The 25,399-nt window shown below is 74.1% G+C and carries 26 protein-coding genes and 3 pseudogenes; 19 read left to right on the top strand and 10 right to left on the bottom strand.

Going from position 1 to position 25,399, the window contains the following annotated elements; all coding sequences use genetic code 11:
* Window positions 1-145: 145 nt before the first annotated feature.
* The 6 genes from ACE7GA_RS09295 to ACE7GA_RS09270 all read right to left on the bottom strand — a co-directional run bounded on the left by ACE7GA_RS09295 (window position 146) and on the right by ACE7GA_RS09270 (window position 3,887).
* Window positions 146-730 carry a nitrile hydratase subunit alpha gene (locus tag ACE7GA_RS09295; RefSeq protein ID WP_376098738.1) on the bottom strand — a complete coding sequence of 195 codons (585 nt, stop codon included), beginning with the start codon at window positions 728-730 and terminating at the stop codon, window positions 146-148.
* A complete protein-coding gene (locus ACE7GA_RS09290; protein ID WP_376098736.1) occupies window positions 727-1,101 on the bottom strand; it encodes an SH3-like domain-containing protein in 375 nt (124 codons plus the stop codon). Before ACE7GA_RS09290 ends, ACE7GA_RS09295 begins: the two co-directional genes overlap by 4 nt.
* Entirely contained in the window at window positions 1,098-1,532 is a 435-nt protein-coding gene (locus ACE7GA_RS09285; RefSeq protein ID WP_376098734.1) for a hypothetical protein, read from the bottom strand. The genes ACE7GA_RS09290 and ACE7GA_RS09285 overlap by 4 nt, the downstream gene beginning before the upstream one ends.
* Window positions 1,529-2,371, bottom strand: coding sequence for an SH3 domain-containing protein (locus ACE7GA_RS09280; RefSeq protein WP_376098732.1), 843 nt, complete (start codon window positions 2,369-2,371; stop codon window positions 1,529-1,531). The genes ACE7GA_RS09285 and ACE7GA_RS09280 overlap by 4 nt, the downstream gene beginning before the upstream one ends.
* A gap of 15 nt (window positions 2,372-2,386) precedes the next feature.
* Window positions 2,387-2,764, bottom strand: coding sequence for a hypothetical protein (locus tag ACE7GA_RS09275; protein WP_376098730.1), 378 nt, complete (start codon window positions 2,762-2,764; stop codon window positions 2,387-2,389).
* 418 nt (window positions 2,765-3,182) lie between these two features.
* Window positions 3,183-3,887: a transglycosylase SLT domain-containing protein gene (locus ACE7GA_RS09270; protein ID WP_376098728.1), complete on the bottom strand. Its 705-nt coding sequence runs from the start codon at window positions 3,885-3,887 to the stop codon at window positions 3,183-3,185.
* A 122-nt stretch (window positions 3,888-4,009) separates the two neighbouring features.
* Between ACE7GA_RS09270 and ACE7GA_RS09265 the strand changes: the two are divergent.
* The 13 genes and pseudogenes from ACE7GA_RS09265 to ACE7GA_RS09205 all read left to right on the top strand — a co-directional run bounded on the left by ACE7GA_RS09265 (window position 4,010) and on the right by ACE7GA_RS09205 (window position 14,878).
* Window positions 4,010-4,737: pseudogene (locus ACE7GA_RS09265) on the top strand (DUF1028 domain-containing protein).
* Window positions 4,734-4,970, top strand: a pseudogene (locus tag ACE7GA_RS09260) (ATP-binding cassette domain-containing protein); the annotation flags it as partial. The pseudogenes ACE7GA_RS09265 and ACE7GA_RS09260, both read left to right, overlap by 4 nt.
* The gene (locus tag ACE7GA_RS09255; protein ID WP_376098726.1) at window positions 4,868-5,719 is read left to right on the top strand and encodes an ABC transporter ATP-binding protein; all 852 of its coding nucleotides are present in this window, start codon (window positions 4,868-4,870) and stop codon (window positions 5,717-5,719) included. The pseudogene ACE7GA_RS09260 and the gene ACE7GA_RS09255, both read left to right, overlap by 103 nt.
* Window positions 5,720-5,772: 53 nt before the next feature.
* Window positions 5,773-6,516 (top strand): annotated as a pseudogene (locus ACE7GA_RS09250) (ABC transporter ATP-binding protein); the annotation flags it as partial.
* Between the two features lie 256 nt (window positions 6,517-6,772).
* On the top strand, window positions 6,773-8,293 hold the full coding sequence (locus ACE7GA_RS09245; protein WP_376098724.1) for an ABC transporter substrate-binding protein: 1,521 nt from the start codon (window positions 6,773-6,775) through the stop codon (window positions 8,291-8,293).
* A 4-nt stretch (window positions 8,294-8,297) separates the two neighbouring features.
* Complete coding sequence (locus ACE7GA_RS09240) at window positions 8,298-9,245, top strand: ABC transporter permease (RefSeq protein WP_376098722.1); 948 nt, start codon at window positions 8,298-8,300, stop codon at window positions 9,243-9,245.
* A complete protein-coding gene (locus ACE7GA_RS09235; RefSeq protein ID WP_376098720.1) occupies window positions 9,242-10,150 on the top strand; it encodes an ABC transporter permease in 909 nt (302 codons plus the stop codon). Before ACE7GA_RS09240 ends, ACE7GA_RS09235 begins: the two co-directional genes overlap by 4 nt.
* A gap of 61 nt (window positions 10,151-10,211) precedes the next feature.
* Window positions 10,212-11,084 (top strand): PaaX family transcriptional regulator C-terminal domain-containing protein, encoded by an 873-nt coding sequence (locus tag ACE7GA_RS09230; protein ID WP_376098718.1) that lies wholly within the window; start codon window positions 10,212-10,214, stop codon window positions 11,082-11,084.
* A gap of 69 nt (window positions 11,085-11,153) precedes the next feature.
* Entirely contained in the window at window positions 11,154-12,164 is a 1,011-nt protein-coding gene (gene paaA, locus ACE7GA_RS09225; protein WP_376098716.1) for a 1,2-phenylacetyl-CoA epoxidase subunit PaaA, read from the top strand.
* Entirely contained in the window at window positions 12,161-12,448 is a 288-nt protein-coding gene (paaB, locus tag ACE7GA_RS09220; protein ID WP_376098714.1) for a 1,2-phenylacetyl-CoA epoxidase subunit PaaB, read from the top strand. Before paaA ends, paaB begins: the two co-directional genes overlap by 4 nt.
* On the top strand, window positions 12,445-13,218 hold the full coding sequence (gene paaC, locus ACE7GA_RS09215; protein ID WP_376098712.1) for a 1,2-phenylacetyl-CoA epoxidase subunit PaaC: 774 nt from the start codon (window positions 12,445-12,447) through the stop codon (window positions 13,216-13,218). The genes paaB and paaC overlap by 4 nt, the downstream gene beginning before the upstream one ends.
* A complete protein-coding gene (paaD, locus tag ACE7GA_RS09210) occupies window positions 13,215-13,796 on the top strand; it encodes a 1,2-phenylacetyl-CoA epoxidase subunit PaaD (RefSeq protein WP_376098710.1) in 582 nt (193 codons plus the stop codon). The genes paaC and paaD overlap by 4 nt, the downstream gene beginning before the upstream one ends.
* Before the next feature lie 8 nt (window positions 13,797-13,804).
* On the top strand, window positions 13,805-14,878 hold the full coding sequence (locus ACE7GA_RS09205; RefSeq protein WP_376098708.1) for a 2Fe-2S iron-sulfur cluster-binding protein: 1,074 nt from the start codon (window positions 13,805-13,807) through the stop codon (window positions 14,876-14,878).
* A 204-nt stretch (window positions 14,879-15,082) separates the two neighbouring features.
* On the opposite strand, the gene ACE7GA_RS09200 is transcribed toward ACE7GA_RS09205, so the two are convergent.
* Complete coding sequence (locus ACE7GA_RS09200) at window positions 15,083-16,396, bottom strand: transglycosylase SLT domain-containing protein (RefSeq protein ID WP_376098706.1); 1,314 nt, start codon at window positions 16,394-16,396, stop codon at window positions 15,083-15,085.
* Between the two features lie 383 nt (window positions 16,397-16,779).
* Here ACE7GA_RS09200 and ACE7GA_RS09195 point away from each other — a divergent pair, with 383 nt between their 5' ends.
* The 3 genes from ACE7GA_RS09195 to ACE7GA_RS09185 are packed head-to-tail and all read left to right on the top strand — an operon-like array spanning window position 16,780 to window position 18,947.
* On the top strand, window positions 16,780-17,268 hold the full coding sequence (locus ACE7GA_RS09195) for a hypothetical protein (protein WP_376098704.1): 489 nt from the start codon (window positions 16,780-16,782) through the stop codon (window positions 17,266-17,268).
* A 54-nt stretch (window positions 17,269-17,322) separates the two neighbouring features.
* Complete coding sequence (locus ACE7GA_RS09190) at window positions 17,323-18,210, top strand: ABC transporter permease (protein WP_376098702.1); 888 nt, start codon at window positions 17,323-17,325, stop codon at window positions 18,208-18,210.
* A 5-nt stretch (window positions 18,211-18,215) separates the two neighbouring features.
* Window positions 18,216-18,947: an ABC transporter ATP-binding protein gene (locus tag ACE7GA_RS09185; RefSeq protein WP_376098700.1), complete on the top strand. Its 732-nt coding sequence runs from the start codon at window positions 18,216-18,218 to the stop codon at window positions 18,945-18,947.
* A 15-nt stretch (window positions 18,948-18,962) separates the two neighbouring features.
* On the opposite strand, the gene ACE7GA_RS09180 is transcribed toward ACE7GA_RS09185, so the two are convergent.
* Entirely contained in the window at window positions 18,963-20,054 is a 1,092-nt protein-coding gene (locus tag ACE7GA_RS09180) for a glycosyltransferase (RefSeq protein ID WP_376098698.1), read from the bottom strand.
* 402 nt (window positions 20,055-20,456) lie between these two features.
* On the opposite strand from ACE7GA_RS09180, the gene ACE7GA_RS09175 reads away from it, so the two are divergent.
* The 3 genes from ACE7GA_RS09175 to ACE7GA_RS09165 all read left to right on the top strand — a co-directional run bounded on the left by ACE7GA_RS09175 (window position 20,457) and on the right by ACE7GA_RS09165 (window position 23,148).
* Complete coding sequence (locus ACE7GA_RS09175) at window positions 20,457-21,191, top strand: SGNH/GDSL hydrolase family protein (protein WP_376098696.1); 735 nt, start codon at window positions 20,457-20,459, stop codon at window positions 21,189-21,191.
* A 114-nt stretch (window positions 21,192-21,305) separates the two neighbouring features.
* Complete coding sequence (locus ACE7GA_RS09170) at window positions 21,306-22,631, top strand: M17 family metallopeptidase (protein ID WP_376098694.1); 1,326 nt, start codon at window positions 21,306-21,308, stop codon at window positions 22,629-22,631.
* Window positions 22,632-22,737: 106 nt separating this feature from the next.
* Window positions 22,738-23,148, top strand: coding sequence for a MarR family transcriptional regulator (locus tag ACE7GA_RS09165; protein ID WP_376098692.1), 411 nt, complete (start codon window positions 22,738-22,740; stop codon window positions 23,146-23,148).
* 208 nt (window positions 23,149-23,356) lie between these two features.
* On the opposite strand, the gene ACE7GA_RS09160 is transcribed toward ACE7GA_RS09165, so the two are convergent.
* Both ACE7GA_RS09160 and ACE7GA_RS09155 read right to left on the bottom strand, forming a co-directional pair.
* Window positions 23,357-24,019: a trimeric intracellular cation channel family protein gene (locus ACE7GA_RS09160; RefSeq protein ID WP_376098690.1), complete on the bottom strand. Its 663-nt coding sequence runs from the start codon at window positions 24,017-24,019 to the stop codon at window positions 23,357-23,359.
* 7 nt (window positions 24,020-24,026) lie between these two features.
* The gene (locus tag ACE7GA_RS09155; protein WP_376098688.1) at window positions 24,027-25,277 is read right to left on the bottom strand and encodes an MFS transporter; all 1,251 of its coding nucleotides are present in this window, start codon (window positions 25,275-25,277) and stop codon (window positions 24,027-24,029) included.
* Between the last annotated feature and the right edge of the window lie 122 nt (window positions 25,278-25,399).

Genomic DNA, 25,399 nt, shown 5'->3' with positions numbered 1-25,399 from the left:
GGACCACCTCCCAAACCGGGGCGTCTACACAAAGGGGGTCCAGGGGACGCGTCCCCTGGCGGATGGAGGTCCGGAGGAAGGCAGCGCCTTCGTCCGGGGCCAAGCAGCGCAACGCAGCGAGGACCGAGCCCGACGCGACGAGCCGCTACGCCGCGCGGGGCAGGCGCAGGCCCATCAGTTCCGGGGCGCCAATCAGAGCGGCGAGGCGGTCTTCGGGCCAGTCGTCCGTGCCGTCGGGACGGCGGGGGAGGACCATCCAGCGCCAATCCGCGGTGCTGTCCACGACGCGGAGGCGCATGCCGTCGGGCAGGGTGGTGCCCCATTCGGCCATGACGCCGCGCGGGTCGGAGACGGCGCGGGCGCGGTAGGCGGCGGACTTGTACCATCCGGGCGGGTAGCCGAGCACGGCGCGCGGATAGCAGGAGCAGAGGGTGCAGACGACGAGGTGGTGCACATCCTCCGTATCCGCGAGCACGCCGAGGGGGAGGACGCCGCGCATGTCGAGGCCCATGACGGTCGCGGCGGCGTGGCCGTCGCGCAGCATGAGGTCGCGGTAGGCGGGGTCGGTCCAGGCGCGCGCGACCATGGCGGCGCCGATGGCCGGGGAGCCCTTCTCGGCGCGGGTCTGCTGATCGGCGATCTGCGCGGGGGTGAGGACGCCGCGGCCGATCAGCGCGGCCTCGAAGCGGTCGAGGAGCGCGAGGCTCTCGGGGCGCGGGTCGTGGCTCATGCGTCCTCCTGCCCCGGCGTGAGCCAGGTTTCGTAGAGTTCGACGAGGAGTTCGTCGTCGCCTTGCCCCGGGAAGGCGGCGGCGCGCGGAAAGGCGACGTGATAGAGGACGACGCGCGGGGCGGGGCGGGCGAAGGCGAGGTCGGAGGGGTCGGGATAGGCGCCGAGGGTGGCGGCGACGCGCCCGACGCGGCCGCGCAGGTAGTGTGGCGTGCGGACATGGGCGGGGCCGCGGGCTTCCGGCCAGTCGTCGCGGACCCGGACGGCATCGCCCGGGGCGAAGCGCGGTGCAGGGGTTCCGGGGATCGCAGGCTTCGGCGCGTCGCCGCCGGCGACGGCGCGGGGCGCGACGTTGCCTGCGGGGCCCGTCACGGGGCGCCCCCGGGCGACAGGTCGGCGGCGGGGATGATGCCCTTTTCGACCATCACGCCGGAGATCGCGCGGAGCCAGCGCTCGTAATAGGTCAGCGCGTGGTACTCCTCCTCCGGGATGGATTCGATGCCGCGGCGCATCTCGTCCACCGTCATCAGGCCGGCGGCGCCGAGGGCGAGGCGGATGGCGTCCACGCGCTTGCCGAAGGCGTCGTTCGGCGCGTCGTCCTCGATGTCCACGGCGGTGCAGACGAAGCGGGGGTGGCCGCCGAGGTCGTGATGGGACGCGCGGGGATCGCGTTCGCGCGTCGCATCGCGCGGTGGGGCGTCACGCGTCGCATCGCGCGGTGGGGCGTCACGCGTCGCATCGCGCGGTGGGGCGCCGCTCGTCGTGTCGCGCGGTGGGGCGTCGCGGATCGTGTCGTCGGTCACGACTTCACCTCCTCCTCCGGCAGGACGCCGAACATCTCGGAGCGGCGCATCCAGCCGCGGTGGTCGCCGACCTGCACCTCGCACCATTCGACACCCTGGGCGCAGTTCCGGATGCGGCCGATGACGCCGCCGCGCAGGCGTGCCACGGCGTTGGCGTTTTCCTCGGCGCGGCGGCGGAGGACGCGTTCCTCGCCCTGCACGACGAAGTTGCGGCGGCCCGTCAGGTTGGACTGGTGGACCCAGCCTTCGGTGCCGTCCACGTCGCGGATGCGGCGCCACAGCTCGAACTCCCGCACGATCTGCACAGGCAGGTCCTTGCGCTGGTAGGTCCATTCGATCGGGAAGCGCGTCCCCGGGCCCGTGCGCATGTTCACCTCGTCGGCCCGGAGGGCGGCGAAGCGTGGCAGGGGCAGGCCGGTGACCTGGCCGATGGGCGGAGGCGGCGGCTCGGGCGGGGGCGCCGGGGCGGCGGCGGCCGCGGCGGCAGCGGCCGCGGCACCGGCGGCAGCCCCGCCGGCGGCGGCGGTGCGGCCGCGGCGGTTGGCCTGGTTGCCCCGGTTCGCCTGATTGCCGGCGCCCTGGCGCGGGCGGTTCTGGCCGGCGGCCTGACCCGCAGGCCGCCGCGGCTGGTCGGCGCGCTGGCCAGGCCCGGGTGCATCGGCGCGGGCCGCGGGCGCGGGCGCCGGGGTTGCAGGCGCGTTGCGCGGCACGGGCGGCGGCAGGGTCTGGGCGATCGCCGGCAGCGCCCCGCCCCACAGGAGCGGGGCGCACAGCGTCAGGAGTATCGGAAGCACGTGCCGCATCGGGCGCATCACGCGGCAGCACGCGGGCGCGGTCAAGCGGTTCGGAGGGATTCACAGGGACACCACGCTGCCGTCGCCGACGGCTTCCAGAAAGGTCACGACGCCCGCCACCTCGACCCCGTGCTCGAGCGCGGACGGCGCGATCGCCTCGGCGCGGAGGCCGGCGTCGCAGGCGATGCGGCGGATGCCGAGATCGGCGGCGGCCTCCCGCAGGGTCGCGATGCCCGCGACGCCGCGGGTGGCGAGCAGCGCCTCCCGCGGGTCCGTCAACAGGGGGGCGTCGGCGCGGAACAGGGCGAGGCCGGCATTCGTCGCGAAGAGCACGACGGACCGCCCAACCGCCGCGGCGCCGGTCGCGAGCACGAGGGCGTAGTGCGCGGGCTCATGCCCGGCGGAGCGGAGCAGGATGCCGAGGGTCCGGGCGGGCATGGCGCGTCATGCCCCGGCGCGCGGGCCGGGTCCACCGCGGCGGCGGCCCCTGCCCGGGTCCGTTGGGGCATGAGGCCGGGCCGCATCGGTCCTGGGCCGTTGGTTCCCGTGCGGCGAGGTTGTCCGGCGGCGGGGTGATGACGCCTGACGATGAGGGGCGCACGCGTCCCCTGAACCGAGGGCGGCCTGAGCGTCATGCGCCGGTTGGCCCGGCGTCCGGTGCAGCGGCCCGGGGCGGCCCGGTGGATGCGGCGTCGGGCATGGCCCCGGCGGGCTGGCGATGTGGGAAGCGAAGCATTCGCACGGGGCCGGCGCTGTAAAGGTACCCTGTGTCAGCCGGGTTGCGACGTCGGGCATGGCCGCCGGCGGCCTGGCGATCCGCGTAGGGGCGCGTTCGGGTGGGGGCGGGAAATGGGGGTCACACGGCGTCGGCGGGGTGGCGCCCGCCTACCGCGCCCGCCGGCAGGTCACCCGCGTGGGTGCCGCGCTCCGCGCCGCCCGGGGCCGCAGGCTCAGGGCCGGCACCAGCCCCGGGCCGCAGAGCCCGCGCACCACGCCGGCCGGCAGGGTGACCGCACCGCCGCGGCCCCCACCCGGCGCCCAGCTGCGCCAGGGCCACGCGGCGGGAATAGGGCACGCCGCGCGCCTCCTCGGCGGAGTGGTACCGCGCGACGGCGGTGCCCCATTCCCCCGTCTGCGCCCGGAGCGAGAGCAGGAAGCGGGCGGCGTAGCGGACGTTCGTCGGCGGGTCGAAGGCAGCGTCCAGGTCGGGGAAAGCGTCGGGGTGGTGGAACAGGTTCACCTGCATACAGCCGACATCCACCGACCGCGTCCCGGCGGCGAGCAGGGCGGCGACGGCGGCCACGGCCTCGGCCTTCGTGGCGGCGAACCGGCCTTCCCCCGCCACGTTCCAGGTCCAGGGCCAGGGGACCGGCCGCCCGGTCGCCGGGTCCGCCCGGCCGCTCTCCACGATCGCGACAGCACCGAGCAGCCCAGCCGGGACGCCCGACCCGGGCTCGACGGCGGCGATCGCGCGGCGGCATGCCTCCGCCTCCTGCGCCCGCGCCGCAACGGGAATCAGGAGCGCGAGGGAGAGGAGGAGGGGCCGGAACCGACCGGTCATGCCGCGGATGCACGCCCTCCGCGCCCCTGGGTCAACCCGCGCCGCCCGCCCTGTGCCGAACGTGATGCGGCGTTCCCTCGCCGGCCCCGCTTCCCGTCGCCGCCGCGCGGGGGCACAAAGGGATGGTGACCTGGAGCATCCTAGCGCGCGACCCCGCCACCGGTGAGCTGGGCGTCGCCGTGACCACGAAGTTCTTCGCCGTCGGCGCGCTCTGCCCGCGGGTGGAGGCGGGCGTCGGCGCGGTCGCGACGCAGGCGCTCGTCAACCCGATGCTGGCCCCCGCGTGCTGGACCGGCTGCGCGCGGGGGACGGGCCGGAAGAGGTCGTTGCCGGGGTCATCGCGGCCGATCCCGGCGGAGCGGCACGACAGTTGCACGCGCTGTCGGCCGACGGGCGCTCCGCCCGTCACACGGGGGCGAACTGCGTGGACTGGGCCGGGCACGTTGCGGGGACCGATGTCTCGGTCGCCGGCAACATGCTCGCCGGTCCGCGCGTGGTGGAGGCGACGCTGGAATCCTTCCTCGGCAGCACGGGGCGGCCGCTGGCCGAGCGGTTGATCGCGGCCCTCGACGCCGGACAGGCCGCTGGCGGCGACAAGCGGGGCAAGCAGTCGGCCGCGCTGGTCATCGCCAGCCACGACCCCTATCCCGACCTCGATCTGCGCGTGGACGACCATCCGGAGCCGCTGGAGGAGCTACGGCGCCTCTACGGCGTGGCGCGGGGCCATTTCGTGCACTTCCGGCGCCACATGGCCGGGGCCGACCATCCCGGCGTCTTCGACCGGGCCGTGATGAACGCCCTCGTCGCGAAGGGCATGGAAAACGCGGCGCGCGAGGGCGGCGGCGGGTGACCCCGCCGGCCCTCGATGTCCGGGACCTGTCCGTCACCTTCGCCACCGAGCGCGGGGCGTTGCGGGTGCTGGACGGCGTGTCCTTCTCGCTCACCGCGGGCAAGACCGTCGCGCTGGTCGGCGAGAGCGGGTGCGGCAAGTCCGTCGCCTCGCTCGCCGTCATGGGGCTGCTGCCGGGCAACGCGGCGATCGGCGGCGCAATCCGGCTGGAGGGGCGCGAGATCGCGGAACTGCCGCCCGAGCCGCGGCGCGCGTTGCGCGGCCGCGAGCTCGCGATGATCTTTCAGGAGCCGATGACCTCCTCAATCCCGCCTTCACCGCGGGGGAACAGGTCGCGGAAGCGCTGCGGCTGCACCGCGGCCTCGACCGCGCGGCGGCGATGCGGGAAGCGGTCGCGATGCTCGACGCCGTGCGGATTCCCGAGGCCGCGCGGCGGGCGCGGCAGTACCCGCACCAATTGTCGGGCGGCATGCGGCAGCGCGTGATGATCGCGATGGCGATCGCCTGCCGCCCCCGCGTCCTCATCGCCGACGAGCCGACGACGGCGCTGGACGTGACGGTGCAGGCGCAAATCCTGTCCCTGCTGGACGATCTGCGGCGGGAGACGGGGACCGCGGTCCTGCTGGTCACGCACGACCTCGGCGTCGTCGCCGACCATGCGGACGAGGTCGTCGTGATGTATGCGGGGCGCGTGGCCGAGACCGGACCCACGGCGCAGGTCCTGGCGACGCCGCAGCACCCCTACACGATCGGGCTGCTCGGCGCGGCGCCGCGGCTGGACGGGCCGCGCGGCGGGCGGCTGGCGACCGTGGAGGGCACGGTGCCCGACCTGGCGAATCCGCCGGAGGGCTGCCGCTTCAAGGCGCGCTGCCCCTTCCGCATCCCCGTCTGCGACACCGTGCCGCCCCTGCGCGCGATCGTGCCGGGGCAAGCCGCGTCCTGCCACCGCGCGCCGCTCGACGCGCTGCTGGAGGCGGCGTGAGCGCGCTGCTCGAACTCGAGGGCGTGACGCGGCACTTCCCGGTGCGCGACGCGATGGGGCGCCGCCGCGGCGCGGTCCGCGCGGTGGACGGCGTCTCCCTGCATGTCGGGGAAGGCGAGGTCCTCGCCGTAGTCGGTGAGTCCGGCTGCGGGAAGTCCACGCTGGGGCGCGTGGCGCTGCGGCTGGAGGAAGCGGATTCGGGGACCGTCCGCTTCGCGGGCGAGGATTTGCGGGGCCTGTCGCCGGCGGCGCTGCGCGCGCGACGCCGCGACATGGCGATGATCTTCCAGGATCCCTATGCCAGCCTGGACCCGCGCATGACCGTCGGCGCGGCGGTCGCGGAACCGCTGCGCCTGCACGGCATCGTCCCCCGCGCCGGCGAACGCGCACGCGTGGCGGACCTGCTGGCGCGCGTCGGCCTCCGGCCGGAACACGCGGAGCGCTGGCCGCACGAGTTCTCCGGCGGGCAGCGGCAGCGCATCGCGATCGCCCGCGCGCTGGCGAGCGGCCCGCGGCTGATCGTGGGGGACGAGCCGGTCAGCGCGCTCGACGTCTCGGTGCAGGCGCAGGTCATCAACCTGCTGCAGGACCTCATCCGGGAGTTGCGGCTGGCCTTCATCCTCATCAGCCACGACCTCGCGGTGGTGCGGCACGTCGCGGACCGGGTGGTCGTGATGTACCTGGGGCGCGTGGTGGAGGAAGGGGCGACGGACGCGATCTTCGGCAACCCCCGTCACCCCTACACGCGGGCGCTCCTGGCCTCGATCCCCGGCGCGGGCGGCGCGGCCGCGGTGCGCGGCGACCTGCCGAGCCCGATCAACCCGCCCCCGGGTGCCGCTTCCACGCGCGCTGCCCCTACGCGCAGGCCATCTGCTCGCAGGACGACCCGCCGCTCGTCGCGGGCGCCACGGCGGACGACCCCGCGCATCGCGCGGCCTGTCACTTCCAGGATACGCTGCCGCCCGCCACCCCGCCCGCGGACCATCGCGGCGGGGGCGAGCGCCTGGCCCGCCTGCAAGCCTTCTTTAGCCGAACCGTCACGGGAGATGCCGCATGAAGCGCCGCCTCGCTCTCATCCTCGCCGCCCTGGCCGGGCTTGCCGCTATGCCGGCCGTCGCCCAGCAGGCCGGGGGCAACCTGCGGATCGGGCTGCGCGAGGATCCCGACATCCTCGACCCCACCCTGGCCCGCACCTTCGTCGGCCGCATCGTCTTCGCCAGCCTCTGCGACAAGCTGTTCGACATCAACGAGCGGCTGGAGATCGTGCCGCAGCTCGCGACGGGCTACCGGTGGGAGGACCCGACGACGCTGATCATCACGCTCCGCGAGGGCGTGCGCTTCCATGACGGGGAGGTGATGGACGCGGAGGCCGTGCGCTACTCGCTCAACCGGCACCTGACGCTCCAGGGATCGTTCCGCCGCGGCGAGATCAACTCGATGGAATCGGTCGAGGTCGTGGACCCGCGGACCGTGCGCATCAAGCTCCGCGCGCCCTTCGCGCCCTTCGTGTCGCAGCTGACGGACCGCGCGGGGATGATCGTCTCGCCCAAGGCCGCCGAGGCGGCGGGCCGCAACTTCGGCACGCGCCCCGTCTGCGCCGGCCCGTTCCGCTTCGTCGAGCGCGTGGCGCAGGACCGCATCGTCGTCGAGCGCTTCCCGGATTACTGGGACGCCGGCCGCATCCACCTGAACCGCATCACCTACCTGCCGATCACCGACACGACGGCGCGGCTGGCGAACCTGCAATCCGGCGCACTGGAGATGATCGAGGTCACCTCCCCGTCCGACGTGCCGGCGATCCGCCGCGACCGCCGCCTGCGGCTGTCGGAGGTGGATGAGCTGGGCTACCAGTCCATCACCATCAACCTCGGCAACGGCGCGCGGGCGCAGACGCCGATGGGGCAGAACCCGCGGGTGCGGGAGGCCTTCGAGCTGGCCATCGACCGCACCGCGCTGAACCAGGTGGTCTATGAGGGCCTCTACGCGCCGACGGCGCAGGCCGTGCCCCCGTCGTCGCCCTACCATGTCCGCGCGCTGACGCCGGAGCCGCGCAACGTCGAACGCGCCCGCGCCCTGCTGCGCGAGGCCGGGGTGCGCACGCCGCTCGCGGTGGAGATGACCGTCGCCAACAACCCGGAAGCCCGGCAGGTCGCCGAGGTCATCCAGGCCATGGTGCGCGAGGCCGGCTTCGACCTCCGCATCAACGCGATGGAGTTCGCCTCCTCCCTCCAGGCCGCGGAGCGCGGGGAGTTCGAGACCTACTACCTCGCCTGGTCCGGCCGGGCCGATCCGGACGGGAACATCTGGACGTTCGTGCATTCCCGCGGACCGCAGAACGACGGCCGCTACTCGAACCCCGAGGTGGACCGGCTGCTGGACGCGGCGCGGGCCGAGACGGATGTTGAGAAGCGCCGGGACCTGTACGCGCAGATGTGGCAGATCGCGCTGCGGCAGGACCGCCACCGCATCTACCTGTGGCACCGCAAGAACATCTTCGCCCACACCGCGCGGCTGGAGGGTTTCCGCGCGATCTCCGACGGCATGATCCGCGTACAGGACCTCAGGCTGCGCTGACGTCATGTGGGGCTGGCTGCTGCGGCGCCTGGGGCAGGTCATCCCCACGCTGCTGATCCTCTCGATCCTCATCTTCGCGCTGCAGCAGCTCATGCCCGGCGACCCCGCCCTCATCCTCGCGGGGGAGGAGCGGGGGGACGCGCGCGTGCTGGCGGAGATCCGGGCGGAACTCCTGCTCGACCGGTCCCTGCCGGAACAGTACCTGCACTGGCTCTGGCGCCTGCTGCACGGCGATCTCGGCTTCTCCTGGCGCATCCGCCTGCCGGTCGGCGAGCTGATCCTGGAGAAGCTTCCGGTCACCCTCCAGCTCGGCCTCATGGCCTTCGTCATCGCCGTCATCATCGGCGTGCCGGCGGGGATCGTCTCCGCGGCCTACCGCGACCGGCCGCTGGACTGGGTGGCGAATGCGGTGTCGCTCGCCGGGATCTCCACCCCGAACTTCTGGCTGGGGATCATGATGATCCTGCTGTTCTCGGTGGAACTGGGCTGGCTGCCGCCGTCGGGCTACGTGCCGCTGACGGAGGACTGGCGGCAGTCCCTCCTGACGACGATCATGCCGGCCTTCGTGCTGGGCAGCGGCATCGCCGGCGTGCTGATGCGCCACACCCGCGCCGCCATGATCGGCGCGCTGTCGCAGGACTACGTCCGCACCGCCCGCGCGAAGGGCCTGAAGGAGCGGGTCGTGGTCGCGAAGCACGCCCTGCGCAATGCCCTCATCCCCGTCGTCACCCTCGGCACGATCGAGTTGGGCCGGCTGCTGGCCGGCGCGGTGCTGACGGAGCAGATCTTCACCATCCCCGGCTTCGGCAAGCTGATCGTGGATGCGGTGTTCAACCGGGACTACCCGGTCGTTCAGGGCGTGGTGGTCGTCACCGCGCTGATCTACGTCGCGCTCTCCCTTATCGGCGACCTGCTCTACATGGCCGTCAACCCGCGGCTGCGCGTGGCATGAGCGCCAGCCAAGCCCCGCGCGCCGTCGGCGCGACCGTCGTCACCACTACCGTCCCGAAGCCGGACAGCCCGGCCCGGCGCGCGCTGCGGCGCTTCCTCCGCCACCGGCTCGCGGTGTTCGGGCTGGTGGTCGTCGTGCTCTTCGTCCTTGCCGCGCTCCTCGCGCCGTGGATCGCGCCCTACGACCCCACGGCGACGTCCTGGTCCCGCATCCGCAAGCCACCCTCGGCCGATTTCTGGTTCGGCACGGACGAGAACGGGCGCGACGTGTTTTCCCGCGTCCTCTGGGGCGCGCGGGCGTCGCTCGCGGCCGGGGCGGTGTCCGTGACGGCCGCGGCCCTCGCGGGCATCCCCGTCGGGCTGGTCGCGGGTCTCGCGGGCGGCTGGGTGGACACGATCATCTCCCGCATCACCGACGCGATGCTGTCCGTGCCCTTCCTCATCCTCGCGATCGCGCTTGCCGCCTTCCTCGGGTCGGCGCTCGAGAACGCGATGCTCGCCATCGCCATCTCCGCGACGCCCATCTTCGTCCGCCTCGCCCGCGGCTTGGCGATGGAGGCGAAGGCGACCGAGTGGTTCGAGGCGTCGCGCGCCCTCGGCAACCCGCCCTGGCGCAACGCCGTCGTCCACGTGCTGCCGAACATCGTCCCGCCGCTGCTGGTGCAGGGGACCCTCGCGATCGCGGAGGCCATCATCGCGGAGGCCTCGCTCTCGTTCCTCGGCCTGGGGCAGCAGCCGCCGCAGCCCTCCTGGGGGTCCATGCTGAACGCGGCGCAGCGCTTCCTGTCCCAGGCGCCGTGGATGGCCATCTATCCGGGCGTCGCGATCTTCCTCGCGGTCCTCGCCTTCAACCTGTTGGGGGACGGGCTACGGGACGCGCTGGACCCGCGGTCGCGCGGGCGATGAGGGCGGGCTGACGGGGCCGGCTGACGGGGCGGGCGTTCCGCGGCACGCTCCGGCACGCCCCATGCCCGATTCACCCTCCCTCCTCGCGCGGCAGATCGCGCGGCTGCACCGGCTGCCGCGTACGGCGCCCCTGATCGTCACGGTCTGGGGCGACGCTGTGGTGCCGCGCGGCGGCTCCCTCTGGCTCGGGACGCTGGAGCGGATCATGGCGCCCTTCGGCGTCAACCCGGGCGGGTTACGCACGGCCATGTCGCGCCTGGTCGAGGATGGCTGGCTCGAACGCTCCCGCCAGGGACGCCTGTCCTTTTACCGGCTGGGGCCGCGGGGCGAGGAGTTCGCCGCGGCCGACCGCCACATCTATGCGCCGGAGGAACGGCCCTGGGACGGCCGCTTCCGCCTCGTCCTCGGCCCGGCTGACGGGGCGCGGGCGGCGCTGCTCGGGGCGGGGTGGGGCACGGTCGGACCGGACCTCCTGGTCGGGCTCTCGGCGGCGTCGGAAGGTTCGGAGGCGGAGAGCGGGCTGCGGATCGAACTGGACTCGGCGGCCGTCCAGTTGCGCGCCGTCGGCCGCGCGGCGGATGCGCGGGCGCTTGCCAACCGCGCCTGGGCGCTGGAGGCGGTCGCCGCGCGCTACGCCCGCTTCGCCGCGGCCTTCGCGCCACTGGACGGGGCGGAACCCCCGCCGGAGGAGGCGCTGCCGCTCCGCATCCTCCTCATCCACGAGTTCCGCCGCGTGGCCCTGCGCGACCCGAACCTGCCGGCGGCGCTGTTGCCCGAGCCATGGCCGGGCGCCGAGGCCCGCGCCCTCGCCGCGCGCCTCTACCGCGCTCTGCTGCCGGCTTCCGAGGCCTGGCTGGCTGCGGAGGGTCGGGCGGAGGCCGGGTCGCTGCCGCCGCCGGGCCGTGCCCTGGCTGGACGTTTCGCCGCGGCCTGACGCGTTACAGAATTATCTTGAAGGTCCGGCGTTCTGTGACATATCTTCGGATGCAGGAGGACCGCGCCCATGTACACGCAGGCCCTGAACCAGAAGGACGCCACCGCCCCGAAGGTGGCCGAGGATCCCGCGCTGGTGGAGCGCTTCGAGGCGCGCGTCGCCTCCGAGGACAAGATCGAGCCGAACGACTGGATGCCGGAGGCCTATCGCCGCACCCTCATCCGCCAGATCAGCCAGCACGCGCATTCCGAGATCATCGGCATGCAGCCCGAGGGCAACTGGATCACCCGCGCGCCGTCGCTGCGCCGCAAGGCCGCGCTGCTGGCGAAGGTGCAGGATGAGGGCGGGCACGGGCTTTACCTGTACGCCGCGGCGGAGACGCTCGGCGTGACGCGGGAAGAGTTGTTCGAGGGGCTGATCACCGGCCGGGCGAAGTACAGCAGCATCTTCAACTACCCGACGCTCACCTGGGCCGACATCGGCGCGATCGGCTGGCTCGTGGACGGGGCGGCAATCATGAACCAGATCCCGCTCTGCCGAACGTCCTACGGCCCCTACGCCCGCGCCATGGTCCGCGTCTGCAAGGAGGAATCCTTCCACCAGCGCCAGGGCTACGAGATCATGCTGACGCTCTCGCGCGGGTCAGCGGAGCAGAAAGCGATGGCGCAGGACGCGCTCAACCGCTGGTGGTGGCCAAGCCTGATGATGTTCGGCCCGCCCGACGCGGAATCGCAGCACACCGAGCAGGCCATGCGCTGGAAGATCAAGCGCTTCACGAACGACGAACTGCGCCAGCAGTTCGTGGACGCCACGGTGCCGCAGGGCCACTTCCTCGGCCTGACCTTCCCCGATCCGGAACTGCGCTTCGATGAGGCGAGCGGCCATTGGCGCTTCGGCGAGATCGACTGGGAGGAGTTCCGTCAGGTCCTCGCCGGCAACGGCCCGTGCAACCGGCAGCGGCTGGCGACCCGCCGCGCCGCCCACGAAGCGGGTGCCTGGGTGCGGGAGGCCGCGCTGGCGCATGCCGCGAAGCGCCGCGTCCGCAAGGCGGCTTCGGCGATGAAGGCCGCCGCCGAATGACCGAAGCGCCGATGCCCCTCTGGGAGGTCTTCATCCGCGCGCGCTCCGGCATGTCCCACCGTCACGCCGGCTCCGTGCACGCGCCCGATGCGGAGATGGCGCTGCAGGCCGCGCGCGACACCTACACGCGCCGCGGGGAAGGCCTGTCCATTTGGGTGGTGCCGAGTGCCGCCATCGTCGCCAGCGATCCGGCCGACAAGGACGCGCTCTTCGAGCCCACCGCGAGCAAGGCCTACCGCCACCCCACCTTCTACGAGGTGCCGGACGAAGTGGGGCACATGTGACCGCGATCACGGTTGCCGAGACGCCGGTGCTCCTTCACGCGCTGCGGCTCGCGGACGGCGCGCTGGTGCACGGCCACCGTCTGTCGGAATGGACGGGCAAGGCGCCGACGTTGGAGGAGGAACTGGCGCTGGCCAACGTCGCGCTGGACTATATCGGCCAGGCCCGCGCCTTCTACGCGCACGCCGCGGAACTGGAAGGGCGCGGGAGGACGGAGGACGACCTCGCCTACCTGCGCGACGCGCCGCAGTACCGGAACCCGCTGCTGGTCGAACTGCCGAACGGCGACTTCGCCTTTTCCATGCTCCGGCTGCTGTTCCACGCGGCCTTCCTGCACCCTTTCTGGCGCGCCCAGGCCGCCTGCGCCGAGCCGACGCTGGCTGCCATCGCCGCGAAGGCGGAGAAGGAAGCGGCCTATCACCTGCGTCACGCCGGGGAATGGTGCATCCGCCTCGGCGACGGGACCGACGAATCGCGCCGCCGGATGCTCGCGGCGCTCGACGAGCTCTGGCCCTACACCGGCGAACTGTTCGAGACGGACGAGGCCGACCGCGACCTGATCGCCCGTGGCCTCGCGCCCGATCCCGCCGCCATCCGCCCGGACTGGGACGCGACGATCGCGCGCGTCTTCGACGAGGCCGCCCTGCCCCTGCCGAAGCCCGGCGCCTGGATGCAGCGCGGCGGCCGGAGCGGCGCGCACACCGAACATCTGGGACACATGCTCGCGGTCATGCAGCACCTGCAGCGGGCCTATCCCGGGGCGACGTGGTGAGCGCCGGCGGGACCGTCGTGCCCTTCCCGTCGCGCGCCGCGCCTGCGCCGACGACCCACGAGGACGCGCACGCGCCCGTGCCGCTGGACCGCGAACGCCTGCGCCGCCGTACCTGGGACGCAGCCGCGACGGTGCCCGATCCGGAAATTCCCGCGATCAGCATCGCCGACCTCGGCGTCCTCCGCGACGCCCGCGTCCGCGATGACGGCGGCGTCGAGGTGGACATCACGCCGACCTATTCCGGCTGTCCCGCGATGGACATGATCGCGGTGAACGTCGAGGTCGCGCTGCGCGAGGCCGGGCTGCCCGATCCACGCGTGAACCTCGTCCTCTCACCGGCCTGGACGACGGACTGGATGACCGATGCGGGGCGCGCGGCCCTGCACGCCTACGGTATCGCCCCGCCCGCCAAGGCCGCCTCCCGCCGCGTCCTTTTTGGCATGGACGATGACGTCGGCTGTCCCCGCTGCGGCAGCGCGGAGACGGACAAGATTTCCGAGTTCGGCTCCACGTCCTGCAAGTCGCTCTGGCGCTGTATGGCCTGCCGGGAGCCCTTCGACCACTTCAAGTGCCTGTAGGGGCCGGGATGAACGCCGTCTCCACGCGCTTCCACCCGCTGCTCGTGACCGAGGTCCGGCGGGAGACGCCCGATGCGGTTTCCGTTGCGCTGAAGCCGCCGCCGCATGCGGATTTCGGCTTCACGCCGGGGCAGTACCTCACTTTCCGCCGCGTCGTAGGGGGCGAAGAGATCCGCCGCTCCTACTCGATCTGCGCCGGGCTGGATGACGGCGAGCTCCGCGTCGGCATCAAGCGCGTCCCCGGCGGTGCCTTCTCCGCATGGGCCAACGCGGACCTGCGCGCCGGCGACGTGCTGGACGCGATGCCGCCGGAGGGGCGTTTCGGCTTGGTGCCCGACGCCGCCACGCCACCGCGCACGGTGGTCGGCGTGGCGGCGGGCAGCGGGATCACGCCGGTCCTGTCGATCGCGGCATCGCTGCTGTCGCGAGAGCCGCGGTCCCGCTTCGTCCTCCTCTTCGGCAACCGCGGCGCGGAGGACGTGATGTTCCGCACCGCGCTGGAGGACCTGAAGGACCGGCACCTGTCGCGGCTTTCCGTCGTGCATGTGCTGTCGCGGGAGAAGCACGAACTCGCCGCGCTGTATGGCCGCCTGGATGCGGCGCGGATCGCCTCGCTTCTCCCCGGCCTCGTCCGTCGCGGCGAGGTCAGCGACGCCTTCCTCTGCGGGCCCGCGGGGCTGCCGGAGGCGGCGACGGAGGCCCTGACCACCTTCGGCCTCGATCCCGCCCGCATCCATGTGGAGCGCTTCGCCGGGGGTTCGCCCGCCGCGCCGCGCGCGCCCGTCGCGCCGGAAGCCACGCCCGTCGCGACGCTGGAGGTCACGGCGGAGGGGGTCACCCGCATTCTTCCGATGGCCGAGGGGGAGACGATCCTGGAAGCCGGCCTCCGCGCCGGCCTCGACCTGCCCTGGTCCTGCCGGGGCGGCATGTGCTGCACCTGCCGCGCCAGGCTGACCGAGGGCGAGGCGGCGATGGACCTGAACTATTCGCTCCAGCCCTGGGAGATGGAGGCGGGTTTCGTCCTGACCTGCCAGTCGCGGCCACGGACCGCGCGCGTCGCGGTGGATTACGACGCGGCGTAGCGGTTCGCGCCGAGACCGATGGCGAGAGGGGCCTCGGGGCGGGCCATGCCCTCCCCGGCCCCGCGCCTGCGACGAAACCGACCCCGGAGCCGCGATCGGGGGTGAGGTGCCCGGCGCTGCCGACGGGGCGTGCCGAAGGGGAGAAGTTGCCCGGCGAGTGACAGCCTGGGAGAGGGCAGAGCCTTCCCCCAGCGCCGCCCTGCCTTACCCCTGAGCGTCCGGCGACAGCACCATGCACTGCCCGCGCACGCGGGAGCACGCGGCCTGCGCCGCGTCCCGGGTCAGTCCGGTGACGCGGGCACGGAAGAGGGTCCCGCGGCCCTGCGACACGGCCGTGACCATCGCGCGGCCGTTGCCGGCGCCGGCGCGGGCGGTGCCGGCCGCGTCGCGCGCCAGATTCTCGGACGCGAAGGCGCCGACCTGGATCGCCCAGTTTCCGGCGGAAGGCGTCGCGGCGGCCGTCGTGCGGACGCCCGGCGGCAGCGGGCTCGCATTGGCCTGCGGGAAGAAGGAGAAGCCGCGCGGCGAGGGGGCCGGCGCGACGGCGGCCAGCGCCTGCGGCCGGGGCGGCATGAAGGGGGAGCGCGGCGCCTCGGCGAAGCCGCGGGGCGGGGCTTCCGGCGGGTTCGGGATGGGGTCCATCCGCGTCACCTCGGGCTCCGGCGGGTTCGGGATCGGCGCCATCGCGACGACGTTCGGCCCGAGCGAGGCCACGGCCGTCCGTGCCGGGGGAGCCTCCGGCGGGTTCGGAATCGGCTCCATCCGGGCGACGACGTTGACGGGTTGCGAGGGCTGAACCTGTGCCATCGCCAGCCGCTCGGCGACGCGCTGCTCCCGCTGGTCGCGGAGCGCGAGCATCGTGCCGCTGTCCATGCGGCGCGGCCCGGCCGGGATGTTCAGCGGCAGTTCGGCCGCCGCATAGACCTCCGCCGGCGCGCGGCGGGTGGGGGACGCGCCCTCGATGCGCGGCCCGATGCGCGCGACGTAGTTCCGCGTCTCGGCCGGGAGAGAGCCGCTGCCCCAGAGGTAGTTCTCCAGCCGCCGCGGGCCGCCATTGTAGGCCGCAAGGAAGCCGGGCGAGCCGTAGAGGTTGTACATCTCCCGGATGTAGGCCGTGCCGGCCATGATGTTGTCCCAGGGATGGTAGGGGTCGTCGCCGAGCGCGTGCTTGCGCTGCAGTTCCGCGTAGGTGCCGGGCATCAGCTGAAGCAGGCCCATCGCGCCGACGCGCGACGTCGCGCTGACCCGGCCGGCCGATTCCTGGCGCATCACTTCCCGGATCCAGCGCTCCGGCACGTCGAAGCGGGACGAGGCCTCGCGGATGTAGGGGCCCCAGGGGTCGGACGGCGGCCCCGGCGGATCGTAGGAGGTGGGGCGGGAGGCATGCCGTGCGGTGGGCGTCTGCGGCCCGGCCTCCTGGCTCGCGCAGGCTGCCAGGAGCGCGAGCCCCGACAGCGCCGCGAAGGTCCGGACCGACCGGGACAGAGTCCCGGCGCCGCGCGCAACTCCTGCTGCCATGCCCCCTCGGTCCCCCTTCCTGTGCCGGGCGGCGCGCCGGGTTTTCCCGACGGCATCGTCCGGCGCGGTCCCTGCCTGCGCCACGCCCCCGCGTGACGCATCCGCCCCCGCCATCACGCGCGGTGGGCCGGCAGAGCCCGAGTTCAACGAGATCAGCGCTACCGGATGGTGAAGGCCGCGGCAAGGAGACTTTGCGGCGGTGTTGCCACGATGCCGCACCGGCCCGTCGTCCGCTGGCCGGAACGGCAGGCCGGCCGCGCTCGCCCCGAGGGCCGGGTTGCGCCATCCTTCCGCGTTGTACGCCCCGCCCCGCCCCGCTTCGCCCGCCCCGCTTCGCCCGCATCGCCTCGCCCGCATCGCCTCCATCCATGCCGGAGCTTCCGATGGCCCGATCTGCCCCGCTCGTCGCCCTGCTCGCCGTCGCCCTGGTCGCCGTCGCGGGGCTCCCGGCCTGCGCGCCGGATGCGGCACCCGGCGCCGCCGCGGTGCGCCCGGTTGCCGGATCGACCTACGGGACGGTCGTCGGTGCGCGTCCGGCCGTCCGGGCGACAGGGGGCGCCTGGCGCGCAAGTCTCCTCGCGGGTCTCGGGCTCCCAGGCGCGGCCGGCACGGCGCCCGCCGCCGGACAGATCGCCCCCGGACAGGCTGCCGTCGAATACGTCGTGCGCGAGGACAGCGGCGGCGAGATCGCGACGATCCAGGCGGAGGGGGACGGGCTCGCGGTCGGGGACCGGGTCGCGATCGATCGGGGCGACCGCACCCGCCTGATCCGCGTCGGCGACAGGCCGGCCCGGGCGGGCCCGCCGCAGCCTGCCGCCGGAGCGTCCGGGACACGGGCTGGTGCGGCACGGGCAGGCGGCGGCATGGCCTGAGGGCCGGCGCCCGCCGCTGGCCGGGGAAACGGGGGCGGTCTATAGGCCCGCGCCATGCCAGAGGGCCACGCCATCTCCACCGCTCCGGTCGCCGCCGGCGCGCCCACGCCCCGCGGCGGCCAAGGCCGGATTTATCGCTTCGACGCGGCGCGGCCGGAGCGCCTGCGCCTCGCGGTCACCGATGTCGTGGACGGGTTCACCTCCTGGCGCCTGGCCTCAGCGCTCGCGCGGCTCGACCTGAAGAACCGATACCGCGGTTCCGTCCTCGGGCCCCTCTGGGTCACGCTCTCAACGGCTGCGATGCTGCTCGGGATCGGCCTGCTCTACGGGCAGCTGCTGGGTATCGCGCTGGGCGAGTACCTGCCCTACCTCGCGGTCAGCCTCGTCGCGTGGGGCGTCATCTCCGGCACCGTGCTCGACAGCTGCGGCGCGATGATCCAGGCTGAGGGGATCGTCCGCCAGCTGCGCGTGCCGCATTCCGTCCACGCCCTGCGGTGCGCGGTGCGCAATGCCATCGTCGCGCTGCACAACCTGCCGCTCATCCTCCTCGTCTTCCTCGTCTTCGGGCACTGGCCGGGCGCGGAGGCCATCATGGTGATCCCCGGGCTCGTCCTCCTCGGCATCAACGCCGTGGCTTCCTGCTTCCTCCTCGGCATGGTCTGCGCCCGCTTCCGCGACATCGGCCAGATCGTCGCGAGCGTCATGCAGCTCGCGTTCTTCATGACGCCGGTGATCTGGAAGCCGGACCAGCTGCGGGTCGGGCACGTGTTCCTCCTGCTCAACCCCTTCTACCCGCTGCTGGAGGTGGTGCGCGGCCCGCTGATCGAGGGTGGCGCCTCGGCCGGCATGTGGGCCGCCGCGGTCCTCGTCACCCTCGTCCATGCCGGGGTGGCCTTCGCCTTCTTCGTCCGCTTCCGCGGCCGCCTGGCCTTCTGGGTCTGACGCGCGTGGCGAGCATCGCGGCACGGGGGCTCACGATCGAGTTCCCGCTCTACCACCACGGGGCGCGGTCGCTGAAGAAACGGCTGCTGGCCGGCGTCAACGTCCGGGTCAGGACGGATGCCGCGAACCGCGTCGTCGTCTCGGCGCTCCGCGACCTCGACTTCGAGATCGGGAGCGGCGAGCGCGTCGCGCTCGTCGGGCATAACGGCGCGGGCAAGTCCACGCTGCTGCGGACCATGGCCGGCATCTACGAGCCCGCGGGCGGGCAGCTGGAGGTGGAGGGCAGCGTCGGTTCCCTCATCGACCCGGCGGCCGGCATGGATGGCGACAGCACGGGGCGGGAGAACATCCGGCTGCGCGCGCTCTACCGCGGCATGGACGACGCGGCGGTCGCGCGGCTCGAGGAGGAGGTGATCGGCTTCGCGGGCCTCGGCGAGTTCATCGACGTGCCGATCAAGGGCTACTCCGCGGGGATGCAGGTCCGCCTCTCCTTCGCGCTCGCGACCGCGATGCAGCCGGAGATCCTGCTGATGGACGAATGGTTCTCGGCCGGCGACGCGGATTTCATGCAGAAGGCCGAGGCGCGGCTGGTGGACCTCGTGCACGGCGCGGACGTGATGGTCATCGCCACGCACGACTTCGCGACGGCGCGGCGCTGGTGCCGGCGCGCGATCCGCCTGGAATCCGGCCGGATCGTCGCGGACGGGCCGGTGGAGGATGTCCTCGGCCCTGCCTGATGGGCGTCGCCCGCGCTATGTCGCGGCGGGCGGCAGGGTGCGGAGCCACGCGACGAGCGCATCCGCGGCGCCGGCGGGGTCGGCGAGGGGTCGGCCGGCCTCCCGCGCCCGGGCGGTCAGAGCGGAGTGCCGCGCGGGGTCGAGCGCCTTGGCCATGGCGGCGGCCAGGGCCTCGGCGGTCGGCGCCGCGGCGACGATCCCGGTTTCCCCGTCCCGCACCTGCTCCGCGAGGCCGCCCACGGGGGTGACCACGGGAGGCACGCCGAGAGCCAGTGCGATGGGGACGACGCCCGACTGGCTCGCCTCGCGGTAGGGCAGGACGAGGACGCGCGCGGTGGCGAGGAGGGCCGCGATCGCGTCCTCCGCGACCCAGCGCGCCTCGACGGTCACGCCGGGGAGGGCGGCGAGGCCCGGGGCGCAGGCTTCCGGATCGCCTTCGCCAACGACGCGGAGGGTGGCGTGGGGATGCCGGGCGCGGAGGCGGGGCCAGGCGTCGCGCAGGAGGTCGAGGCCCTTGTAGGCCCGGAGGCGGCCGAAGAAGAGCACATCGGTCGTCGGCATGCCGGCCGCCGCCGGCGGGGCGAGGCCGGGCAGCGGCAGCCGCAGGACCGGCAGGCCGGGCCGTCGCGCGGCGACCGCCGCCGAGACGGCCTCAGAGAAGGCGATCGCGCCGGACGCCGAGCCGAGTTCCCGGCGCAGCCGCCAGTCCCAGGCGAAGGCCGGGTCGCCCGGATGCGGCGTCGCGTCGTGGATCGCGGCGACGTAGCGCAGCCCTGCCCGCGGCAGGGCCGGGGCGACCAGCGGCGTCCAGACGTGGTTCATCGCGGAGACGACGGCGTCGGCCCCCATCGCGCGGGCCTGCGCGACGAGCCGGCGGCGGAGCAGGGGCACGCGCAGCGTGGCGGGCAGGAGGTCGGCGGCGCCGGCGAAGGTCGGGACGGCGTCGAGCGGGGCGGGCAGCGCGCGGAATGCGTCCAGCAGTTCGTTCCGCTCGGCGAGGGAGAGGCCGAGCGCCACGTCGCCGCGGGCGGCGAGGCCGCGCGCGAGGTGGAGGGCGAAGCTCGCCCCGCCCCCGCGCCGGCCCCAGTACCAGAGGAGGATGCGCATCGGCCGGCCGGTAGCACCGGGCGGGGGCGCGCGACACCCGCCGCGGCCGCTGGCGGCCGGCCCGCACGCGCCCGGGCCTCCGCCGCCCTGCCCCGCCCCCGCGCGCGCCTGCCCCCACGCGGCCCTCGCGCCATGCGCCCTGACCCATGCGCCTTGGTCCCATTCGCCTTGGCCCACGCGCCCTGACCCCGCGCAGCCGGCTCCGGCCCGCCCGCCGTCGTGCGCCCAACGGTCCTGCCCCTGCCGTCCTGCGTCCGCCGTGGTGCTCTCGCCGTCGTCCGCCCCAAGGTCGTACCCGGCTGTCTCGCGCCCGGCTGTCGTACGCCCGATGTCCCGCGTCCGAGAGTCGTGCGACCGACGGAACGGGTTGGCGAAGCCGCGGCGTGGTTGCATAGAGGCGGGATGGCGCTTCGCCGCTTCGCCCTCCTTCTCCTCGCGGCCGTCGCGGCCGTGGTGCCGGCTGCGATGGCCGCTGCGGCGTCGCCGACGGGCTGCCCAGCCGCCCCGGTCCAGGCCCTGCCGCTGCCCCGGCTCGCCGATGCGGTGCGGGCGGGCCGTACCGCGACGATCGTGGCGCTCGGTTCCTCCTCCACGCAGGGGGCGGGGGCAAGCACGCCGGATGCGGCCTATCCCGCGCGGCTGGAGGCGGCGCTGCGGCGAGGGGGCGTGGCGGTCCGGGTCGTCAACCGCGGGCGCGGTGGCGAGGACGTCGTCGAGATGCTCATGCGGCTGGAGGCGGACGTCCTGGCGGAGCGGCCGGACGTCGTGATCTGGCAGGTCGGCACGAACGCGGCGATGCGGAACCACCCGCTGGACCGGTTTACCCTGCTACTGCGCGAGGGCGTCCGGGAATTGCAGGCCGCCGGCGCCGACGTGGTGCTGATGGACAGCCAGCAGGGCCCCTGGGCGGCCCGGGCGCCGATGCGCGACACCTTCGACCGGGCGCTCGCGGACATGGCGGTCGAGAAGGGCATCCCCCTCTTCTCGCGCCGCAGGCTCATGGACGTCTGGGCCGCGGCCGGGACGGTGCCCGAAGCCATGCTGGTGCAGGACGGGCTTCATCACAACGACCGCGGCTATGCCTGCCTCGCCGAGGCGGTGGCGCGGGGAATGCGCGCGGCCCTGCCCGGCCGCTGATCGACGAAAGGCTGCGATGATCCATCCCGCGACCGACTCCGCGGCCGCGGGGGCGGCCGATCGCTCTCCGGCCTGGCGCCGGAGGGCACCGCGCCGGCCCGCATCCTCCGCGGCGTGACGCAGGCGGGGGCGGAGGAGATCCTGTCCTCGCTCGCCCCCGCCGCGGCGTCCTACCTGCGGGAGACAGGGTTTCGCGGCAAGGTGGGGCAGGTCGCCCTGGTGCCCGGACCGTCGGGGGCGGAATCGGCGCTGGTCGGGCTGGGCGACGATCCCGGCTCGCCCTGGGGCTACGGCGCCGCCCCGATGGCGCTGCCGGAGGGGAGCGCCTGGATTCTCGGCGAGGGCTGCGAGGCCGCCGCAGCGACGCTGGGCTGGGCGCTCGGTGCCTATCGTCCCGCGCGGCACAAGGCGCCGTCGCGGCGCCCGGCGCTGCTGGTGACCCCGCCGGGGACGGGGGAGGTGCGCGCCCTCGCCCTCGCGGCCCTCCGCGCGCGCGAGCTGATCAACCTGCCGGCTGCCGACCTCGGCCCGGCGGAGCTGGCCGCGGCGGTGCGGGAGGTCGCGGAGGCCTGCGGCGGCACCTACGAGGAAATCGGCGGCGCCGCGCTCGAGGAAGGCTACCCCGCCGTCGCCGCGGTCGGCCGGGGGTCGCACCGCGCCCCGCGCGTCGCGATGCTGCGCTGGGAGGGGGCGCCGGACGGCCCGCTCGTCGCGATCTGCGGCAAGGGCGTCTGCTTCGATACGGGCGGGCTCGACCTGAAGCCGCCGGCCGCCATGCTGCGGATGAAGAAGGACATGGGCGGGGCGGCGATCGCCCTGGCGCTGGCCGAGACGCTCATGCGGCGCCGCGCGCCGGTGCGGCTGCTCCTCCTCGTGGGTGCGGTGGAGAACGCGGTCTCGGCGACGGCGATGCGGCCGCTGGACGTGCTGCGGACCCGGGCCGGGATCACGGTGGAAGTCGGGAACACCGACGCGGAGGGGCGGCTGGTGCTGGCTGACCTCCTGGCCCGCGCGGCAGAGGAGAAGCCCGATCTCCTCCTCGACCTCGCGACGCTCACGGGCGCGGCCCGGGTGGCGCTGGGGCCGGACCTGCCGGCGCTGTTCTGCGACGACGACGGGGTGGCCGAGGCGTTGCTGCGCGCGGGGCGGGAGAACCGCGACCCGCTGTGGCGACTGCCGCTTCATTCCGAATACGGCTCCTGGCTCGACTCGAGTGCCGCCGACATCAGTAACGTGGCCACGAAACCCATGGCTGGAGCGGTGATCGCAGCCCTGTTCCTCAGACGATTTGTTCCAGACGGCATCCATTGGGCGCATCTGGACGTTTATGCATGGAACGATTCGGGTCGGCCCGGTCGGCCGGAGGGTGGAGAGGCGCAGGGCCTGCGTGCCCTGACCGCGGGGGTGACGGCGCTGCTGCCGATACTCCGCACCCCCTGAGCTGGCGGGGCGCCCGGGACGGAGCCGGTGGTTTCCCGCGGGGGTTGCGTCATCGTGATGACGTTCGATCTTCCATTCGGGGGCCGAGAAGAAGGAATGAGGGCCCATGCCCGTACAGAGCACCCCGGACCAACTCATCGGAATTCTCCGCGACACGATCGTCGCCCTGGTGCGGCGGGACGGTCCCGACCTGTCCGCGCGCCAGCTCGGCGTCTTCCTGACGGTCTATCTGGGCGAGGGGCCGCACACCGTGCGTGGCCTCGCGGCCGCGCTGAACGTCTCCAAGCCCGCCATCACCCGGGCGCTGGACCGCCTTGGTGAACTGGACTTCGCCCGCCGCAAGACGGACCCGCAGGACCGGCGCTCCGTGCTGGTGCAGCGTACCGTGAAGGGCTCCGCCCTGCTGCGCGAGATGCGGACGATCATGTCGGAGGCCGCCGCGGCGGCGCCGGAGGTTTCCGATTTCCCCGACCTCGACGAGGTGGGGGGTACAGCGGAGTTAAAGCGGGTCGGCTAGAGCGCTGCCCACCCGACTGGCATCAGGCCCAGCGCTCCAGCACGTTGTTCGAAGAGTAGCTTCACCGTTCCGAGCGACACCGCTCTGCGCGGATTTGCTCCAAGGCCGGCCGTCGCGGGCGGCGACAGGCCGGTCCGGTGCCGCGCGCGGGAGTGTGAACGGGTCTGGTGCGGGGGTGGCGAGGGCTGCCGGCTGCCCCGGTCTGCGCCTATCCCTTCGGCCCCGGGTCGGGATCGGCCGCGCCGCTGGCCGGGTGACCGCCGTAGGCGGGCAGTGACCACCCACCGCCGAGCGCGGCGGCACGGATGAGGAAGGCGAGGAGCGCGCCGGCGCCGATCGCGACGCTGCGGCCCGTTCCCACCGCTTCCAGGGCCAGGAAGGCACCGGCGCCCGCCGCGGCGGCCGTCGCGTAGATCTCCCGCCGGAGGATCAGGGGGATCTCATCGCAGATCACGTCGCGGATGAGGCCGCCGAAGCTTGCGGTCATCACGCCCATGAGGATCGCGGTCCACGCGGCGGCACCGGCGCGGGCGGCGGCCTCGGCGCCCAGGACCGCGAAGACGGCGAGGCCCGCGGCATCGGCCCAGAGGAGGACGGCGACGCGCCGCTCCACGCGTGGGGCGAGGAAGAAGACGGTCAGCGCCGCGATGGCGGCGAGCGTCGCGAGGTCCGGCCGCGACAGCCAGGCGACGGGCAGGCCGAGCATCAGGTCGCGCAGCGTGCCGCCGCCGAAGGCCGTGACGCCGGCGACGAGGAGGAAGCCGACCGGGTCCATCCGCTTGCGCGCCGCGGCGAGGGCGCCGGCGGTGGCGAAAGCTGCGGTGCCGACCCAGCCCAGCCCTTCGAGGACGAGGTCGAAGGGCGCGGCCAAGGCCCGGCTATTCGGCGGCGACGGGGGCGGTGCGGCGTGCCTCCCGCAGCACCTCGCTCCGGGCCGAGCCGACGCAGAGGAGGGAGGCGACGAGGAGCAGGGCGACGGTGGGCAGGACGAGCCAGGGCAGGCCGGCGTCCAGCATCAGGCCGAAGGGGACGGGGGTGATCGCCCCACCCAGGGGCAGGCCGGAGGAGATGAAGCCGAACACCTTGCCCATCTGCCCCGGCGGCGCCGCGTTCTTCACCATGACGTCCCGCGGCGTGCGGGAGGCGCCGAGCGCGGCACCCGCCAGCAAAGCCACCGCCGGCACCGCCGCGTGCGGGATCGGCAGGGTGCCGAGCGCGAGGAAGAGCGCGATCGCGACCCCTGTCAGCCCGACGACGAAGGTGAGGTGCCGCGTGTAGCGGTCCGCGAACCAGCCGCCGACCAGCACGCCGCCGGTGGCGCCGGTCATGTAGCCCGTCAGCGCCATCGCCCCGACGGCGACGGGCACGCCCCAGAGTTCGTCGAGGACGGTGACCAGGAAGGACTGGATGCCCGACCCTGCCATGGAGGAGAGGAGGAAGAAGCCGAAGAACAGCAGCATGGGCCGCGACAGCAGGACCTGCCGCCCGACCGGTGCGCCGTCCTTCGGCTTGGCGCGCACCTGGTCCTGCAGGATGCGCGACTGCCAGAGGATCGCGGCGACGACGGGAACGCCGAGGAGACCCACGATCAGCAGCGCGACGCGCCAGTTGGCGAGCGCGGCGAGGAAGACGATGAGCGGCGGCGCGAGGGCGAAGCCGAGATTCCCGGTGAAGGTGTGCAGCGCGAAGGCCCGGCCCATCCGCGACTGGTCCACGGAGGAGCCGAGGATCGCGTAGTCCGCGGGGTGGATGACGGAGTTGCCGATCCCCGACACGACGGCCAGGACGAGGATCATCCAGTAGGACGGCGCGAAGGCCATGGCGGAGACCGAGAGCGCCATGATGAGCGTCCCGCCGACGAGGAAGGGCCGTGCACCGTGGCGGTCCACAAGGAAGCCGACGGGCGTCTGCCCGACCGCCGTCACCGCGCTCATCAGCGCGACGGAGAGGCCGAGGGCGGCGTAGGAGACGCCGAACTCGTCGCGCCAGATCGGGAAGAGCGGCGCGAGGCAGAGCATGTAGAAGTGGGAGAGGAAGTGGCCGGTCCCGATCAGGCCGATCACCGCCCAGTCCTTCCCGCCCGGTGTCCCGTCGGAGGCCTCGGTCGCGGGGGGGATGGCCGCTGGCATGAGGTGGAACCTGCGTCGGGGGTGAGGGGCGGTCAATCGCGCATCGCGCAGGGGTGACGCGCGGCCGCCCGGGGCGGGGCGCGAGGTGCGGCGGGCCATGGGGACCGCGGCGCTGCGGGACG

Source organism: Roseomonas sp. CCTCC AB2023176 (genome assembly GCF_042259275.1).
Lineage (GTDB): Bacteria > Pseudomonadota > Alphaproteobacteria > Acetobacterales > Acetobacteraceae > Roseomonas.
Note: the sequence above shows the minus strand (reverse complement) of the source record. Positions and strands in the feature narration are given on the sequence as shown.

Excerpts from the sequence above, each read along its gene's own strand:
- ACE7GA_RS09295 (WP_376098738.1), bottom strand. The coding sequence starts at position 730 with ATGAGCCACGACCCGCGCCCCGAGAGCCTCGCGCTCCTCGACCGCTTC.
- ACE7GA_RS09275 (WP_376098730.1), bottom strand. The coding sequence starts at position 2,764 with ATGCCCGCCCGGACCCTCGGCATCCTGCTCCGCTCCGCCGGGCATGAG.
- ACE7GA_RS09270 (WP_376098728.1), bottom strand. The coding sequence starts at position 3,887 with ATGACCGGTCGGTTCCGGCCCCTCCTCCTCTCCCTCGCGCTCCTGATT.
- ACE7GA_RS09245 (WP_376098724.1), top strand. The coding sequence starts at position 6,773 with ATGAAGCGCCGCCTCGCTCTCATCCTCGCCGCCCTGGCCGGGCTTGCC.
- ACE7GA_RS09240 (WP_376098722.1), top strand. The coding sequence starts at position 8,298 with ATGTGGGGCTGGCTGCTGCGGCGCCTGGGGCAGGTCATCCCCACGCTG.
- ACE7GA_RS09235 (WP_376098720.1), top strand. The coding sequence starts at position 9,242 with ATGAGCGCCAGCCAAGCCCCGCGCGCCGTCGGCGCGACCGTCGTCACC.
- ACE7GA_RS09230 (WP_376098718.1), top strand. The coding sequence starts at position 10,212 with ATGCCCGATTCACCCTCCCTCCTCGCGCGGCAGATCGCGCGGCTGCAC.
- paaA (WP_376098716.1), top strand. The coding sequence starts at position 11,154 with ATGTACACGCAGGCCCTGAACCAGAAGGACGCCACCGCCCCGAAGGTG.
- paaB (WP_376098714.1), top strand. The coding sequence starts at position 12,161 with ATGACCGAAGCGCCGATGCCCCTCTGGGAGGTCTTCATCCGCGCGCGC.
- ACE7GA_RS09205 (WP_376098708.1), top strand. The coding sequence starts at position 13,805 with ATGAACGCCGTCTCCACGCGCTTCCACCCGCTGCTCGTGACCGAGGTC.
- ACE7GA_RS09200 (WP_376098706.1), bottom strand. The coding sequence starts at position 16,396 with ATGGCAGCAGGAGTTGCGCGCGGCGCCGGGACTCTGTCCCGGTCGGTC.
- ACE7GA_RS09195 (WP_376098704.1), top strand. The coding sequence starts at position 16,780 with ATGGCCCGATCTGCCCCGCTCGTCGCCCTGCTCGCCGTCGCCCTGGTC.
- ACE7GA_RS09190 (WP_376098702.1), top strand. The coding sequence starts at position 17,323 with ATGCCAGAGGGCCACGCCATCTCCACCGCTCCGGTCGCCGCCGGCGCG.
- ACE7GA_RS09180 (WP_376098698.1), bottom strand. The coding sequence starts at position 20,054 with ATGCGCATCCTCCTCTGGTACTGGGGCCGGCGCGGGGGCGGGGCGAGC.
- ACE7GA_RS09175 (WP_376098696.1), top strand. The coding sequence starts at position 20,457 with ATGGCGCTTCGCCGCTTCGCCCTCCTTCTCCTCGCGGCCGTCGCGGCC.
- ACE7GA_RS09165 (WP_376098692.1), top strand. The coding sequence starts at position 22,738 with ATGCCCGTACAGAGCACCCCGGACCAACTCATCGGAATTCTCCGCGAC.
- ACE7GA_RS09155 (WP_376098688.1), bottom strand. The coding sequence starts at position 25,277 with ATGCCAGCGGCCATCCCCCCCGCGACCGAGGCCTCCGACGGGACACCG.